Origin of the sequence: Agromyces protaetiae (assembly GCF_030866785.1) — a bacterium.
Classification (GTDB): domain Bacteria; phylum Actinomycetota; class Actinomycetes; order Actinomycetales; family Microbacteriaceae; genus Agromyces; species Agromyces silvae.
The window spans coordinates 2,559,102-2,573,580 of sequence record NZ_CP133018.1; the positions used below are offsets into that span (position 1 = coordinate 2,559,102).

Here is a 14,479-nt window from a genome sequence, read left to right on the forward strand (position 1 = left end):
TGGATCCACTTTCTCTCGAAGACGAACCCTTCAACTGTAGTGCGGCGCGGACTCGGCCGATGCGGGGAGGGCCGCGCGACCCCGCCCCGCATCGGCGCGCGGACTCACTCGATGGTCACGGTGACGTCGGCGTGCGACTGCGTGACGAGGGTGTACCCACCTGGGGTGTCCGAGAAGCGGATCTTCGCGTAGGGAACGTCTGCGTCGACCCCGTCGACGGTCACGACGCTCCGGCCGCCGACCGTCGCCTTGCTCACGGTGAATCCGGTGCGCGGCGTCCAGGTGACGCCGTCGGGACTCGTGTACACCTCGATGTTCGCCGCCGTGATCGCGTTCGACGAGTTGGAGTCGCGCAGGTGGATCGCCCCGATCACCTCGCCGCTGGCGAGCGGGTAGTTCACGACGAGACTGCGCCGACGGATGTCCCAGCCGGCGTTGAACCCGAGCTCGTCATCGAAGTTCGCGGCGCGGCGCGTGAGCGGGCGGTCGTCGTAGTCCACAAGACCGACCCGCAGCTCGGGGTCGCTGAGCCGCTTCGCACCGACGACCACCACATCGCCTGAGCTCAGCCCGGCCTCCGAGACCGTGCCGGTGAGCGGCAGCGGGATGCCGCCGTGCGTGAGCGAGATCGATCCCGAGCCGGCCGAGGACAGGCTCAGCGCCGTCGTTCGGAGACTCGCCATGGTGGCGTCGGCTGCGACCGTCGTGCGGCGATGCGCGTACGGGTAGTCCCAGTCGGCTGCGCCGGCACGGTCGATGTAGAGGGTCGGGTTGGCCTCGCTGGCCGCGGTGCTCGCGGCAAGCTCGTTCGCGCATTCGGTGGCGTCGGACTCCTCGAGGATGTTGTACGCGAGCCGGTGGTTGCCCGTGAACAGCACGAACAGCCGGCCGTCCGAGAGGTACTCGGCGTCGGCGTAGATCGGGTTCGTGACTCCGGTCGGCAGTTGCACGTTGGTGACATTGCCGAACGTCGTGCCGCCGTCATAGGTCGTGTACATCTTGAGCGCGGAACCTTCGGCGGTCGTGTAGAGCACCTTCGACGCCGCCCCGGGCAAGCCCTCGGAGCAGGAGGTGACGAAGGCTGCCGGGCCGCGCGCGGCGAGGCCGGTCACGACGGGCTCCGACCAGGTCCGCCCGCCGTCGTCGGAATAGGTGAGGTACCCGGTCCGGTCGAAGATCCGGGAGTCGTACCGCATGCTCGCCATGAGCCGGCCGTCTCGGAGCTCGACGATCGTGGCCTCGTTCAGGCCGGCGGGCATCCATGCCACGTTGAGCGGGCGGAGCGGCGCATCGAGGAACGGGTCGAACGCACTGAACTCGCCCCACGTGAGCCCCGCGTCGGTCGAGCGCAGGACGCCGCTCAGCAGCGGCTCGGGGTTGAGGTTCGCGTAGTCCGTCGAGGCGGGCGGTTTCGCGCTGCCCCAGATCGGCATGAGCAGCGTGCCATCGGCGAGCTCGACGAGCTCGCCGAACTGGAACGCGCCGTACCAGTCGGGCGTGACCGTGACCGGCGCATCGTGCCCGGTCCAGGTGATCCCCCCGTCGGCCGAGCGCGCGAGGTAGAGGTCGGTCTCGCGATTGAGATAGTGCTGATGGATCGTCTGCAGGGTGTAGGGCAACAGCATGGTGCCGTCGTCGAGCGTCGTCGCCGAGCCCGCCGAGATGCGGGACGCGGGATTGCTCGGAGCGATGAACTGCGACGGAGTCGTCCAGGTCGCCCCATCGTCCTCCGAACGTGTGGTCATGATTCCGACATCGGCTGCACCGTCGTTCCCGGTGTTGTAGAAGGCGACGAGGTCGCCGTCATCGGATTTGGCGAGCGTCGAGATCACGACCTGAGCGGTCGCCGATCCCGTGTGGATCACGCCACTGCTCGCGATGTGGATCGCCGGATCGGCCGCGGCGGCCGGACCGACCGGCGCGCTGAGGGTGAGGATGAGCGCCGCGACGGCGCCGATCGAGATGGTGGTGCGCGGACGGATGGAACGAGTCACAGTGGGCTCCGTTTCACTAGTTGAAACTGCGCATTCCGAATTGCTTGCGTGGAACCTACCGGCTGGCGAGCGCGGGGTCAATGACCGGCTCGGTCCGGCCGCGGTGCTCGCCCGCGCGCCCCGAGCGCTTATAACGCTCCTGCCGCGGCTTCTCAACTCCCTTCCGAGAAGCGCTCGCGAGGTATGTCCTGCGGGAGTCGGCGGGCATTCGGCTCCTCCGCACGGACCGAGGGGGTCGCACGGTGATCGGAACAGCGAGGTCCGCGCGAGCGGAGGCGGTCCGACAGCGCTGGGCAGAGCGCGAGCAGTGGACCAGGGCCAGGTTCCGGGAACGTGGCGGGCTGAGCGGGCGGCCCCGGCGGCTCGTCGAGGACGAGATCGTGCTCGAGCACCTCGACCTCGTCGACGGGCTCGTCCGGCGGCTCGCACCGCGCTATCGCGATCTCGGCGACCTGCGACAGGTCGGCTGTGTCGGGTTGATCAACGCGGTGCACCGGTTCGACCCGGTGCGAGGTGACGCGTTCGTGCCCTACGCCGTGCCGACCATCAGCGGCGAGGTCAAACGGTATCTTCGCGACCTGGGCTGGTTCGTGCGCCCGCCCCGCAGCGTGCAGGAGCTCCGGGCCGCCGCCGTACGGGCGATGCCTGATCTGGCACAGCAGTTGCGGCACGAGCCGACCGCCGGCGAGATCGCGGTCTACCTGCAGACCTCGCGGCAGGCCGTGCAGGAGGCGATCGCGACCCCCACGAGCCTGCATCCGATCTCGCTCGACGAGCGCGGCGACGACGAGTCGAGCGCGGACGCCATGCTCGGCGCGGTCGACGTCGGACTCGAGGGCGCCGACACACGCCTGCTGGTTCGCCGCGCGATCGCGGCCCTGCCGCCGCGCGATCGTCGGATCGTCTACCTGCGGTTCTTCGAGGAGCGGACGCAGCGTGAGATCGCCGCCGACATCGGGGTGACGCAGATGCAGGTGTCACGGCTGCTCACGAGCATTCTCATCAGACTGCGGGCGCGCGTGACCGCCGACCCGCATGCGGTCGGCGACCCCGAGGAGCTCGACGCCGGATGAGCCGCGACGCACGCGGTTCACGCGCCCGCACGGAGCCGTTCGAGCGCACGCACGACCTCGTCGGCGTGCACCGCGAGGAGTGCCGGGTCTGGCTCATCGGAGAAGGTGTCGCCTCGGCGGAGCTCGGCCCGGGTCAGCACCACGTGCGGCCCAGGCGGCGGGCCCCACTCGGACGGCGGCGCGGGACCGAAGATCACGACCGAGGGTACCCGGTACGCCGAGGCGAGATGCGCGGCGCCGGTGTCGACGGACACGAGCAGGCGTGCGGATGCCACGACCGCGGCGAACTCGGCGAGTCCGAGCCGCCCGGCCAGCACCCGATCGGCGCCGATTCCCGCCGCGCCGGCGATGGCCACGGCGCGTGCGCGGTCGGCGTCGCCACCGGTGAAGACCACGGTCTCCCCCGCCGCCGCCAGGTTCCGGGCGACCGCGGCGAACCGCTCGGCCGGCCACCGGCGCGAACCGTAGAACGCCCCGACGTGCACGACCGCAGCGCGGCTGACCACCGGAGGGCCCGCCGGGGTCGAGATGCGCACCTCGTCGGCGTCGGCCTCGGCGCCGAACGCCCGCACGAGCCGGGCCCAGCGCTCGCGCTCGAGCATCCCGTCGACCCAGCGAGGCCCGTCTGGCGCGTCGGGCCGGTGGGCGATGAGCGCACGCGGACGCAGTGCCGCGAGGAGTTCGGCGCTCTCCGGGCCGCAGCCGTGCAGGTTCACGGCCACATCGACCTCCCGCCCACCGACGTCGATGGGTCGCGACAGGCCCGGGGTCGGCACGAGCTCGTCGACGGCGCCCACGAGGTCGACAATGGGCTCGAGCCAACCCGTCGTCGCGAGCACGATCCGATGCCGCGGATACGCGCGTCGCAGTGCGGCGAGCGCGGGCACCGCGACGAGCAGGTCTCCGAGCTTGAGCGCCCGCAGCACGAGCATGATCGGCCGCGGGTCGTGCCGGCGATCCGCGCGAACGACCACGCCACCACCCTTCCAGGCGGGACCGCGCGGCGGAAGGGCTCCGCCTTCGGGAACCGGCGACGTTTGACGCCCGCTCCCGATGGGAAGTACTCCAGCATGACCCTGGTCACTGCTTCGAGCGCCGTGGGGGCACCCGCGGCCGTGCTGTTCGACCGCGACGGCACGCTCGTGAGAGACGTGCCCTATAACGGGGATCCCGAGCAGGTCATGGTCATGCCGACGGCCCGCGCCGCCCTCGGCCTGCTCAGGGCGCGAGGCATCCGCATCGGCGTGGTGACCAATCAGTCCGGAGTCGCACGCGGACTCATCACGCCGATGCAGGTGGCGGCGGTGAACGCGCGGGTCGACGCTCTGCTCGGGCCGTTCGAGGTCTGGGCGGTGTGCGAGCACGGCCCCGGCGACGGCTGCGACTGCCGGAAGCCGGCGCCCGGGCTGGTCCTGCGCGCGGCACGTGAGCTCGGGGTCGCTGCGTCGTCGGTGGTCGTAATCGGGGACATCGGCGCGGATGTCTCGGCGGCACTCGCGGCGGGAGCGCGAGCCGTGCTCGTCCCGACGCCGGAGACCCGGCCCGAGGAGGTGGGCGCCGCCCCCGTGGTGGCGCGGACGCTCCTCGCCGCGGTGTCAGCGGCCCTCGGCTCGGAGGTGCCGGCATGACCGGCACGGTGCTGGTCGCGCGCCTCGACAGCGCGGGCGACGTGCTGCTCGCCGGCCCGGCCATCCGGGCCGTCGCCGCACGCGCACGCGTCGAGCTGCTGTGCGGTCCGAACGGCGCGGAGGCCGGCTCCCTGCTCCCCGGGGTCCACCAGACCGAGGTGTGGGCGGCGCCGTGGATCGTCGAGCCGGCGCCCGCGGCGACGCCCCGACACGTCGACCGGCTGATCGAGCTGGTGTGCGGGCTCGATCCCGACGAGGCGATCGTGCTCACGTCGTTCCACCAGAGCCCGCTCCCGCTCGCGCTGCTGCTGCGCCTCGCCGGGGTCCCGAGGATCACGGGCGCGAGCGTCGACTACGCGGGCACGCTGCTCGACGTGCGACTCCGGCCCGGTGAGGACTTCGCCGAGGAGCAGTCGGAGGTCACCCGCGCGCTCGGCATCGCCGCGGCGGCCGGTTATGTGCTTCCCGCGGACGATGACGGGCGGCTCGCGGTGGCCCCGCCGCCGGACACCGCAGCGCTGACCGGGTCCCGACCGTACGTGGTCGTGCATCCCGGAGCCGCGGTGCCGGCCAGGACCTGGCCGGCCGGACATCACCGTGCGGCCGTGCAGCGGCTGCGCGACGCCGGCCTCGGCGTGGTCGTGACCGGCTCGGCGCGCGAGCGCGAGTTGACGGCGTGGGTCGCGGGCGAGGCGGGGCTCGATCTCGGCGGCCGCACGGACCTCAGGCAGCTGTCCGGGGTGCTCGCCGGCGCGGCGGCGGTCGTGGTCGGCAACACCGGTGCCGCACATCTCGCGGCCGCGGTCGGCAGCCCCGTGGTGAGCCTGTTCTCGCCGGTCGTCTCCGAACGGTGCTGGCGTCCGTTCGGGGTTCCCGTGGTCGTGCTCGGACGGACGGACACCGCATGCGCCGGAAGCCGGGCTCGGGTGTGCCCCGTGCCGGGCCATCCATGCCTGGCCGACGTGACCCCTGCGACGGTGGTGGAGGCCGTGCTGGGTGTCGCACGCACGCCGTCGGCTGCCCAGGTCGAGGTGATCGCGACATGAGGATCCTCATCTGGCATGTGCACGGCGGGTGGATGGACGGCTTCGTGCAGGGTCGCCATACCTACCTCCTGCCGACCGACCCGAGCCACGGGCCATGGGGGCTCGGGCGCGGCGGTCGTCCGTGGCCGGTCAGCGCGATCGAGGTCGACCCCGGCGCCCTGCACGACGAGGAGATCGACGTCGTCGTCCTCCAGCGGCCCGACGAGCTCAGCGCGGTCGAGCAGCTCACGGGACGACGACCCGGCAGGGACCTGGCGGCCGTCTTCCTCGAACACAACACGCCCAAGCGGGAACCGGTGACGGAACGGCATGCGCTCGCCGACCGCGACGACATCCCCATCGTGCACGTGACGCAGTTCAACCGGGTGGTGTGGGACTCCGGGCGCGCACCCACCGTCGTGATCGAGCACGGGGTGCCGGATCCGGGGCTGCACTACACCGGCCGTCTGGAACGGCTCGCCTTCGTGGCGAACGAGCCGGTGCGCCGGCGGCGCGTCGTGGGCGCCGACCTGCTGGCGAGCTTCGGCAGCGCCGGCGGCATCGACGCCTACGGCATGGGCGTCACCGAGCTCCCCGCCGCGCTCGGACTCGACGAAGCACGGCTCCGCCCGGTCGGCGATCTGGCGCCGGCCGACCTGCACGCGTCGATGGCGGACCGCCGCGCCTACCTGCACCTCGCGCGCTGGACCTCGCTCGGGCTGTCGCTGCTCGAAGCCATGGCGCTCGGCATGCCCGTGATCGTGCTCGGCACCACCGAGGCGGTCCGGGCCGTGCCGCCCGGCGCCGGCGTCCTCTCGACGAGTGTCGACACGCTGGTGGCTGCCGCACGTTCGCTGATCGAGGACCCCGTCGAGGCCGCGCGGCTCGGTGCCGCTGGACGCCGGGCGGCGCTCGATCGCTATGGCCTCGGCCGGTTCCTGGGCGAGTGGGATGCCCTGCTCGCCGACGTCGTCGAACGGACCAGCCGCCGGAGCGGCGCCGCCACGAGCCGCACCGCGCACGTCGCGGCGTCGGGTGAGACCTCGGCACGAGAACGGAAAGGGACGACATGCGAATCGCGATGATCTCCGAACACGCCAGCCCACTGGCCACCCTCGGCGGGGTCGACGCCGGCGGACAGAACGTCCATGTGGCGGCCCTGTCGACCGCGCTCGCCCGACGCGGGCACCAGGTTCGGGTCTACACCCGACGTGACGATCCCGACCTTCCGCCGAGGGTCGGCTTCGCCGACGGGGTCGATGTCGTGCACCTCGACGCCGGCCCACCGGCACCGGTGTCGAAGGATCTGCTGCTGCCGTTCATCCCGGATCTCGCGGCCGGTGCACGTGCGGACTGGGAGCGCTTCCGCCCCGACCTGGTGCACAGCCATTTCTGGATGTCGGGCGTGGCCGCGCTCACGGCCGCGGATGACTGGGCCGTCGCGAACGCGCCCATGCCCGTGGTGCACACGTTCCATGCGCTCGGCGTCGTCAAGCGCCGCCATCAGGGCGCACTGGACACGAGCCCACCCGAACGGGAATGGCTCGAGCCGGACGTCGGCCGCCGGGCCGATGGGATCGTCGCGACGTGTTCGGATGAGGCGTTCGAGCTCCGCAACCTCGGCGTGGACCGCCGCAGCATCACCGTCATCCCCTGCGGCGTCGACCTCGATCACTTCACCCCGGATGGACCGGCTGACCCGCGACGGGCGCGCTACCGCGTGCTGAGCGTGGGGCGTCTCGTGCCACGGAAGGGCGTAGGCACGGTGATCGAGGCCGTCGCCGCGCTCGCGCAGCAGGGCGTCGATCTCGAGCTGATCGTGGTCGGCGGCGGCGCCGAGGCCGACGACCGCACAGATCCCGAGCTCGAGCGGCTCCGCGGCATCGCCGAGCGTTCGGGCGCGGCGGCGCGCATCGAGCTGCGCGGCCGGCTTCCCCAGGCGGAGCTGCCGACCCTGTATCGATCGGCCGACCTCGTGCTGTGCACGCCCTGGTACGAGCCGTTCGGCATCGTGCCCCTGGAGGCGATGGCGTGCGGCGTCCCGGTGGTGGCCTCGTCGGTCGGTGGCCTCATCGACAGCGTCGTGGACGGCCGGACCGGGCGCCACGTCCCGCCGCGCGACGTGGAGGCGATCGCGTCGGTCGTCCAAAGCCTGCTCGACGACGAGACCGAGCGCGACCGGCTCGGCGCGAACGGCCGCCGGCGCATGCTGAGCCGGTACTCGTGGGACCGGGTCGCGGCCGACACGGAGCGCTGCTACCGCTCGGTCGTCGCCCGTGTGCGAGGTGCGGGTGCCGGCGTCGCGCGCGCGGCCGCCGAGCCGGATGACGGCGCGACGACGATCCGGCGAAGCGAGGCCCGGCGGTGATCGTCCGGCAGGCGGCTCCGGCGACCGCCGCACCCCGGCTGGCGCGATCGATCGCCGCGCACACGCGCGGTCTCCGGCCGGTCTTGGACGCGCTCGAGCTCGAGGCGCCTCGACTCGCGGCGTGGGCGATGCACCTCGCGACCCGGCTCGGGTCCGGGTCCCGCCTGCTCGTGGCCGGCAACGGCGGCTCGGCCGCCGAGGCACAGCATCTCGCCGCCGAGTTCGTGGGGCGCTTCCGCGAGGACCGCCGCCCGTTCGCCGCGATCGCGCTGAACACGGACTCGTCGGCGGTGACGGCGATCGCCAACGACTACGGCTTCGAGCAGGTCTTCGCACGCCAGGTGCTCGCCCACGCCAGACCGGGCGACGTCCTGCTGCTGCTCTCGACGAGCGGGGCGAGCGCCAATCTGCTGGCGGCGGCCGACGCCGCACGCCGCGCGGGAGCCAGGCGGTGGGCGATCACCGGTCCGGCGCCGAACCCGCTCGCGACCGTGTGCGACGAGGCGATCACCCTGCCGGGCACGGCGGCGAACGTCCAGGAGGCCGAGCTCGTGGCGGTGCACGCCCTGTGTGTCGCGTTCGACGCGGCGATCGGTGGCGCGGGATGAGGATCGCGGTGGTCGGCGACAGCCTCCTCGACGTGGACCTCGACGGCGGCGCCACCCGGCTGAGTCCCGACGCGCCCGTCCCCGTCGTCGATGTCGTGCACGCCACGGATCGAGCCGGCGGCGCCGGTCTGGTGGCGACGCTGCTCGCGCGTGACGGCGTCGAGGTCACGCTGATCACCGCGCTCGCCGACGACGCCGCGGCAGACCGGCTGCGCGCGGCGCTCGTCGGCATCCAGCTCGTGGCCGGGCGTCTGCTCGGACCGACCCCCGTGAAGACGCGCGTGCGCGCCGACGGGCATGCAGTGGCCCGCCTCGACGAGGCATGCCGGGATGTGCCCGCGCTGACGCTCGCCCACGAGGCCGCCGCCGTGCTCGCTTCGGCCGACGCGGTCGTCGTCGCCGACTACGGGCGCGGCGTCCTCGCCGACCCCGGCCTTCGTCGAACGCTCCGCCGGGCCGCAGCGGACCGGCCGATCGTATGGGACCCGCACCCGCGAGGCTCACGGCCGATCGCGGGCCTGAGCCTCGTCACACCGAATGCCGCGGAGGCGTCGGGCGCCACCGGCCGTCGCATCGCGAACGTCGCCGAGGCGGTGCCCGCCGCGGCGAGTCTGCGGCAGATCTGGCGGGCTGCGGCGGTCGGTGTGACGCTCGGTCCGCTCGGTGCGGTGCTCGCCGACGGCCGGCACCTGCCGGCCGTGCTGCCGGTGTCGGCGGTGCACGGCATCGACCCCTGCGGCGCCGGCGATCGGCTCGCGGCTGAGGCCGCCACCGCGCTCGCGCGCGGCGCGGACGCGCACGAGGCGATGCGGCTCGGCGTGGACCGCGCCGCCGAGTTCCTGCGTGCGGGCGGCGTCGCCACACTCGACGCCGGCACGCCACCGGTGCCGGTCCACGGGCGCTCGGACGCGCTCGGAGTCGTGTCGACCACGCGCGCGACCGGCGGCACCGTCGTCGCGACCGGTGGCTGCTTCGATCTGCTCCATGCGGGGCACGTCCGCACCCTGCAGGCCGCACGCGCGATGGGCGATTGCCTCATCGTCTGCCTGAACTCCGATGCCTCGGTGCGGCGTCTCAAGGGGCACGGCCGGCCGATCATCGCCGAGCCCGACCGGGTGGACTTGTTGCTCGCCCTCGCCTGCGTCGACGCGGTCCTCGTGTTCGAGGAGGACACCCCGGTCGGCGCACTGCGCCGGCTGGCCCCCGACCTCTGGGTCAAAGGCGGTGACTACCGCGACACCGAGATCCCCGAGACCGGCGTGCTCGCCGAATGGGGCGGCAGGGCGGTCTCCGTGCCGCAGCATCCCGCCCGCTCGTCTTCCGCACTCGCCGCCGCGCTGGCCGCGGTCGGGTGAATCCACGCCATCGACCGAAAGGAACCACCAGCATGCCGGACCCCACAGCTCTCGGACGCATCGTGATCACCGGCGGCAGTGCCGGGCTGGGCGCGGCGATCGCCGACGCCATCGCCGACGGCGGCGGCACGCCCATCGTGCTCGACCGCATCGTGCCGGCCGACGCCCGACACGAGACGCACCAGGCGGATGTCTCGGACGCCCGCCGGCTCGAGCACGTCATCGAGGAGATCGCGACGAACGACGGCGGCCTCGACGGGCTCGTCACCGCCGCGGGCATCGATCGCCCCGGTCGCCTCGACCGCATCGACCCCGTCGAGTGGGAGCGCGTGATCGCGGTGAACCTGCTCGGCACGGTCGCCGCGGTGCGCGCCGCACTCCCCCATCTCGAAGCATCCGCCGGTCGCGTGGTGACCGTGGCCTCCACGCTGGCGCTCTCCGCCGTCTCGGACGCGACGGCCTACTGCGCATCGAAGTTCGGCGTGCTCGGGTTCTCGCGCGCGCTCGCCGCGGAGACGAAGGGGCGGGTGGGGGTCACGACGCTGATCCCGGGCGGTATGCGCACGCACTTCTTCGACGACCGCGACGAGCAGTATCGCCCGGGCCCGGACGCGAAGCTCAGCGATCCCGCCGACGTCGCCGCCGCGGTGGTGTTCGCCCTCAGCCGGCCACCGGGCTCCGAGATTCGTGAGCTGCTCGTGTGCCACGCCGAAGAGAGCTCATGGCCATGAGCTGACGGGCGTCGGCGAGCACGGGTGCTACCGCCACATCGGCCACGAACGAGACGTCGTGCTCGCAGCGCGGCGCGGTCCATCCGACCTGTGTGACATCGGCGTCGCACACCGGGCAGCGCACCGTGAACGCGAGGTGCACCCGGTGCCTCGCCCGAGCGAAGGGCGCGGCGTTCACGACGTTCCCGAACCAGAAGACGCCGACCGTCGACGCCCCGACGGCCTGGGCCAGATGACGCGGGCCGCTGTCGTTCGCGATCATGACGGCCGACGACGCGGCGAGCGCGGCGGTCTCACCGATCGCGAGGCGGCCCGCGAGCACCGAGATCCGGCCGTCGATGTCGGTGTCGCAGAGGTCGCGGGCCTCGTCGGCGACCCGGTCCGCCAGCTCGGCGTCCGCGGCATCGCCGACGAGGCGCACGTGCGCGCCGTCGTCGAGCAGTGCGGCGGCGACCTGCGCGAAGCGACCGGGCGGCCAGCGCCGTCGCGGGTCGCCGGCTCCGGCGTGGATGACGGCGAGCGGCGCGCCGTCGGCGGGCACATGGGCCGCGACCGCGGCGAACTCCGCCTCGGTCAGCCGGATGCGGGGCTCGAGCGTCACGGGCGGCGCGCCGGCGAGCGCCGCGACCTCGAGCCACCGCATGATCTCGTGCTGGTAGTACACGTACGGCAGCGTGCGGTCGAGCCGCTCGGCGTCGTCGGTCGCGAGTCCCACCGTGCGCCGCGGCGCGAGCGTGCGGAGGAACGGGTTCGAGTACCGGCCTCCCCCGTGCAGCTGCACTCCGAGGTCGAACCCGCCGACGTGCGCGAGGCGCGCACGGAAGGCCGTGGCGCTCTCGGCCGGTTCGCCGGGCGCCTCCTCCCGGATCCCGGGCAGCGCCGGCAGCGCCTCGACCCGTGAGACCGACGACGGCCGGCCGCGCAGCAGTGCGGCGTGCAGCGGACTGCCCAGCAGGACGAGCTCGGCGTCCGGGTACACCGCGGCGAGCGCGTCGATGGCGGGCATCGCGAGGAGGAGGTCGCCGAGCCCGCCCCCGCGGAGCACCGCGATGCGACGGACGTCTGGGAAAGGACGTTCGTCGACGGTCACGACGGGCATGTGTCCTCCTCGAATACGCGGGCGCACATGAGCCGCCGCGGCTGCGGCGACGGCCGCCGCTGCCCGGGCGGCGTCCGGCTCTCCTGGGACTCTGCCCGATCGCGGCCGGCGTGAAACCTTCGTCGAACCTCGAATGCGCTGAGGGCGCGCATGACTCACGCCGGCAACGGGTACGTCCCGGCCATGAGCACCTTCGAGACCATCCCCGCACGCATGGTGGCACTCGCTCCTCTGGTGGTCGTGGCCGGTGACGCCATCCTCGACCGGTGGTGGAGCGGCACCAGCGCACGGCTCAGCCGGGAGGCGCCGGTGCCGGTCGTCGAGGTCGCCGAGCGTCGGTCGGCGGCGGGCGGCGCGGCGAACGCGGCGGCGAATGCGGCGGCGTTGGGCGCTCGGGTCAGGTTCGTCGGCGTCGTGGGGGCGGATGCGGCGGGCGACGAGGTGGTGCGGCTGCTGCGTGCCGCGGGCGTGGACTGCGCCGGCGTGCTCCGACGCGGCGGCATGGTCACGCCGGTGAAGACCCGGATCGTCGCCGACGACCAGGTGCTCGTGCGCGCCGACGAGACGGCTCGTCCCGCCGATGAGGGGGTGGACCCCGCGGAGCTCGCTCCGGCGCTCGCCGCGGTGCTGAGCGCGTCGATCGACGGTGCGGCCGCGCTGCTCGTGAGCGACTACGGCGGCGAGTCGCTCACCGCGGCGGTCACGTGCGCGCTCGAGGACCGGCGGCCTCCGCACGTCGTGGTCGACGCCCACGACCCGGCGCGCTGGCGAGACATCCGCCCCGATGTCGTCGTGCCGAACGCACTCGAGGCCGCCGCGCTCGTCGATCAGGTCTGGCGCGCCGGCCGGGAACGCATCGACGCCGTGATCGCCGCGGAGGACCAGCTGCTCGACGCCGCGGGCGCCGACCGCATGGTGGTGACCCTCGACCGGGACGGAACGGTCGCGCTGCAGCGCGGCGAGGCGCCCACGACGACGATCGCGCATCCCGTGGCCGAACGGTTCGCGTCGGGCGCCGGCGACACGTTCGCGGCGGCACTGACGACCGCGCTCGCGGTCGGCGGGCGACTCGACGACGCCGCCACCGTCGCGCAGCGGGCCGCCGACGTCGTCGTACGAGCCCTCGGCACGAGCGTCTGCTCGGCGGCGGACCTCGCCGCCGAGCTCGGCGCGGCCCGTCCGGCGATCCTGCCCGCCGAGGAACTGGCCCGGGTCATCGCCGGGGACCGAGAAGCCGGGCTGCGCATCGTGTTCACGAACGGATGCTTCGACGTGCTGCATCTCGGCCACACGACGTATCTCCGGGAGGCGAAACGGCTCGGCGACCGCCTGATCGTCGCGGTGAACGCCGACGCCTCGGTGCGCCGGCTCAAAGGCCCCGGCCGGCCGGTGAACGACGAGACCGACCGTGCGGGCGTGCTCGCGGCCCTGGAGTGCGTGGACTACGTCACGCTGTTCGACGCGGACACGCCGGTCGCGCTGCTCGAGGCACTCCGTCCGGACGTCTACGTCAAGGGCGGGGACTACACGCCCGACATGCTCGAGGAGACCCCCACGGTGCGCGCCTACGGGGGCGAGGTGCGGACCGTGGGCTACGTCGCGGCGCACTCGACGAGCGCGGTCGTCGAGCGGATCCGAGCGCAGACCGGGGAACCCACCTGACGCGGCCGGGGTGAGGGATCCCGTCGCTCAGCCGCCCTGCACCTGCCCTGGCGTCACCGGATCCCGCCGGTCACGTCGATGATGCTGCCGGTGACGTACCCCGCGTCACCCGAGACCAGCCACTCCACGGCCGCCGCGATCTCGTCCGGGTCCCCGGGGCGCCCCAGCGGCGTGCGCGCGCCGACCTCGGCGGCGCGGTCGGGCCGGCCGGCGCGCGCGTGGATGGTCGTCGCGGTCGTTCCCGGGCTGACCCCGTTGACACGGATACGCCGAGGGGCGACCTCGTTGGCCAGCCCGACCGTGAGCGCTTCCACGCCGGCCTTCGATGCGGCGTACCAGACGTACTCGCCCGGCGCGCCCGTGCGCGCAGCGATAGACGAGACGTTCACGATACTGCGGTCGTCGCGGACTGCCCGGGACTCCCAGCGGCCGACGACCTCACGGCACAGCCGTAACGTCGCCCCGAGGTTGACGTCCAGCACCCGTGCGATCGTCGCATCGGTGACCGTACGCAGTGGCCCGATCGGGCCGGTCACCCCGGCGTTGTTGACCAGGACGGTCAGCTCCCCCAGCTCGTCGGCGGCGTCGGCGAGGCGCGCCGGAGCGTCCGCCGCGGTGATGTCGCCGCGCAGCGCGCGCACGGTGGCGCCGCTCTCGGCCGCCTCCGTCAGAACGTCGTCGGCGCCCCGCTCGTCGGTCGTGTAGGTGAACACCACGGCATGGCCGCGGCGGGTCAGGCGCCGCAGGACGGCACGGCCGATGCCGCGGCTGCCTCCGGTGACGATGGCGACGGTGCCGGTCATACGAGGTTCACTTCCTTCCGTCCGTTCCAGCGCTTTCCAGCGCCTTCCAGCGCTCTCCAGCGCTTTCCAGCCTGGCGTGCGCCCGGCCGTCGCGCCAGGTCCACCGCGCCGAACTGGACCGGCGCCGCAGCCT

General features: G+C 73.4%; 13 protein-coding genes. 9 read left to right on the forward strand and 4 right to left on the reverse strand.

Going from position 1 to position 14,479, the window contains the following annotated elements; all coding sequences use genetic code 11:
- Positions 1-104: 104 nt before the first annotated feature.
- Positions 105-1,994 carry a sialidase family protein gene (locus QU602_RS11785; protein ID WP_308796651.1) on the reverse strand — a complete coding sequence of 630 codons (1,890 nt, stop codon included), beginning with the start codon at positions 1,992-1,994 and terminating at the stop codon, positions 105-107.
- A gap of 242 nt (positions 1,995-2,236) precedes the next feature.
- Here QU602_RS11785 and QU602_RS11790 point away from each other — a divergent pair, with 242 nt between their 5' ends.
- The gene (locus tag QU602_RS11790) at positions 2,237-3,067 is read left to right on the forward strand and encodes a sigma-70 family RNA polymerase sigma factor (protein ID WP_308796652.1); all 831 of its coding nucleotides are present in this window, start codon (positions 2,237-2,239) and stop codon (positions 3,065-3,067) included.
- Positions 3,068-3,084: 17 nt separating this feature from the next.
- Here the strand turns inward: QU602_RS11790 and QU602_RS11795 are convergent, their stop codons facing one another.
- Positions 3,085-4,041, reverse strand: coding sequence for a glycosyltransferase family 9 protein (locus QU602_RS11795; protein WP_373692809.1), 957 nt, complete (start codon positions 4,039-4,041; stop codon positions 3,085-3,087).
- 96 nt (positions 4,042-4,137) lie between these two features.
- On the opposite strand from QU602_RS11795, the gene QU602_RS11800 reads away from it, so the two are divergent.
- From QU602_RS11800 to QU602_RS11830, 7 genes are read left to right on the forward strand one after another with little or no spacing between them, the layout of a single operon-like run.
- Positions 4,138-4,695 (forward strand): D-glycero-alpha-D-manno-heptose-1,7-bisphosphate 7-phosphatase, encoded by a 558-nt coding sequence (locus tag QU602_RS11800; RefSeq protein WP_308796653.1) that lies wholly within the window; start codon positions 4,138-4,140, stop codon positions 4,693-4,695.
- Complete coding sequence (locus QU602_RS11805) at positions 4,692-5,741, forward strand: glycosyltransferase family 9 protein (protein WP_308796654.1); 1,050 nt, start codon at positions 4,692-4,694, stop codon at positions 5,739-5,741. Before QU602_RS11800 ends, QU602_RS11805 begins: the two co-directional genes overlap by 4 nt.
- Positions 5,738-6,805, forward strand: coding sequence for a glycosyltransferase (locus tag QU602_RS11810; RefSeq protein ID WP_308796655.1), 1,068 nt, complete (start codon positions 5,738-5,740; stop codon positions 6,803-6,805). The genes QU602_RS11805 and QU602_RS11810 overlap by 4 nt, the downstream gene beginning before the upstream one ends.
- Complete coding sequence (locus QU602_RS11815; RefSeq protein ID WP_308796656.1) at positions 6,790-8,088, forward strand: glycosyltransferase; 1,299 nt, start codon at positions 6,790-6,792, stop codon at positions 8,086-8,088. Before QU602_RS11810 ends, QU602_RS11815 begins: the two co-directional genes overlap by 16 nt.
- A complete protein-coding gene (locus tag QU602_RS11820; protein ID WP_308796657.1) occupies positions 8,085-8,696 on the forward strand; it encodes a D-sedoheptulose-7-phosphate isomerase in 612 nt (203 codons plus the stop codon). The genes QU602_RS11815 and QU602_RS11820 overlap by 4 nt, the downstream gene beginning before the upstream one ends.
- Positions 8,693-10,051: a PfkB family carbohydrate kinase gene (locus QU602_RS11825; RefSeq protein ID WP_308796658.1), complete on the forward strand. Its 1,359-nt coding sequence runs from the start codon at positions 8,693-8,695 to the stop codon at positions 10,049-10,051. The genes QU602_RS11820 and QU602_RS11825 overlap by 4 nt, the downstream gene beginning before the upstream one ends.
- A gap of 32 nt (positions 10,052-10,083) precedes the next feature.
- Complete coding sequence (locus tag QU602_RS11830) at positions 10,084-10,782, forward strand: SDR family NAD(P)-dependent oxidoreductase (RefSeq protein WP_308796659.1); 699 nt, start codon at positions 10,084-10,086, stop codon at positions 10,780-10,782.
- On the opposite strand, the gene QU602_RS11835 is transcribed toward QU602_RS11830, so the two are convergent.
- Positions 10,712-11,881, reverse strand: a complete 1,170-nt coding sequence (locus QU602_RS11835) for a glycosyltransferase family 9 protein (RefSeq protein ID WP_308796660.1) — start codon at positions 11,879-11,881, stop codon at positions 10,712-10,714. The genes QU602_RS11830 and QU602_RS11835 overlap by 71 nt on opposite strands.
- Before the next feature lie 150 nt (positions 11,882-12,031).
- On the opposite strand from QU602_RS11835, the gene rfaE2 reads away from it, so the two are divergent.
- Positions 12,032-13,543: a D-glycero-beta-D-manno-heptose 1-phosphate adenylyltransferase gene (gene rfaE2, locus QU602_RS11840; protein WP_308796661.1), complete on the forward strand. Its 1,512-nt coding sequence runs from the start codon at positions 12,032-12,034 to the stop codon at positions 13,541-13,543.
- Positions 13,544-13,596: 53 nt separating this feature from the next.
- Here the strand turns inward: rfaE2 and QU602_RS11845 are convergent, their stop codons facing one another.
- Positions 13,597-14,346 (reverse strand): SDR family NAD(P)-dependent oxidoreductase, encoded by a 750-nt coding sequence (locus QU602_RS11845; protein WP_308796662.1) that lies wholly within the window; start codon positions 14,344-14,346, stop codon positions 13,597-13,599.
- Between the last annotated feature and the right edge of the window lie 133 nt (positions 14,347-14,479).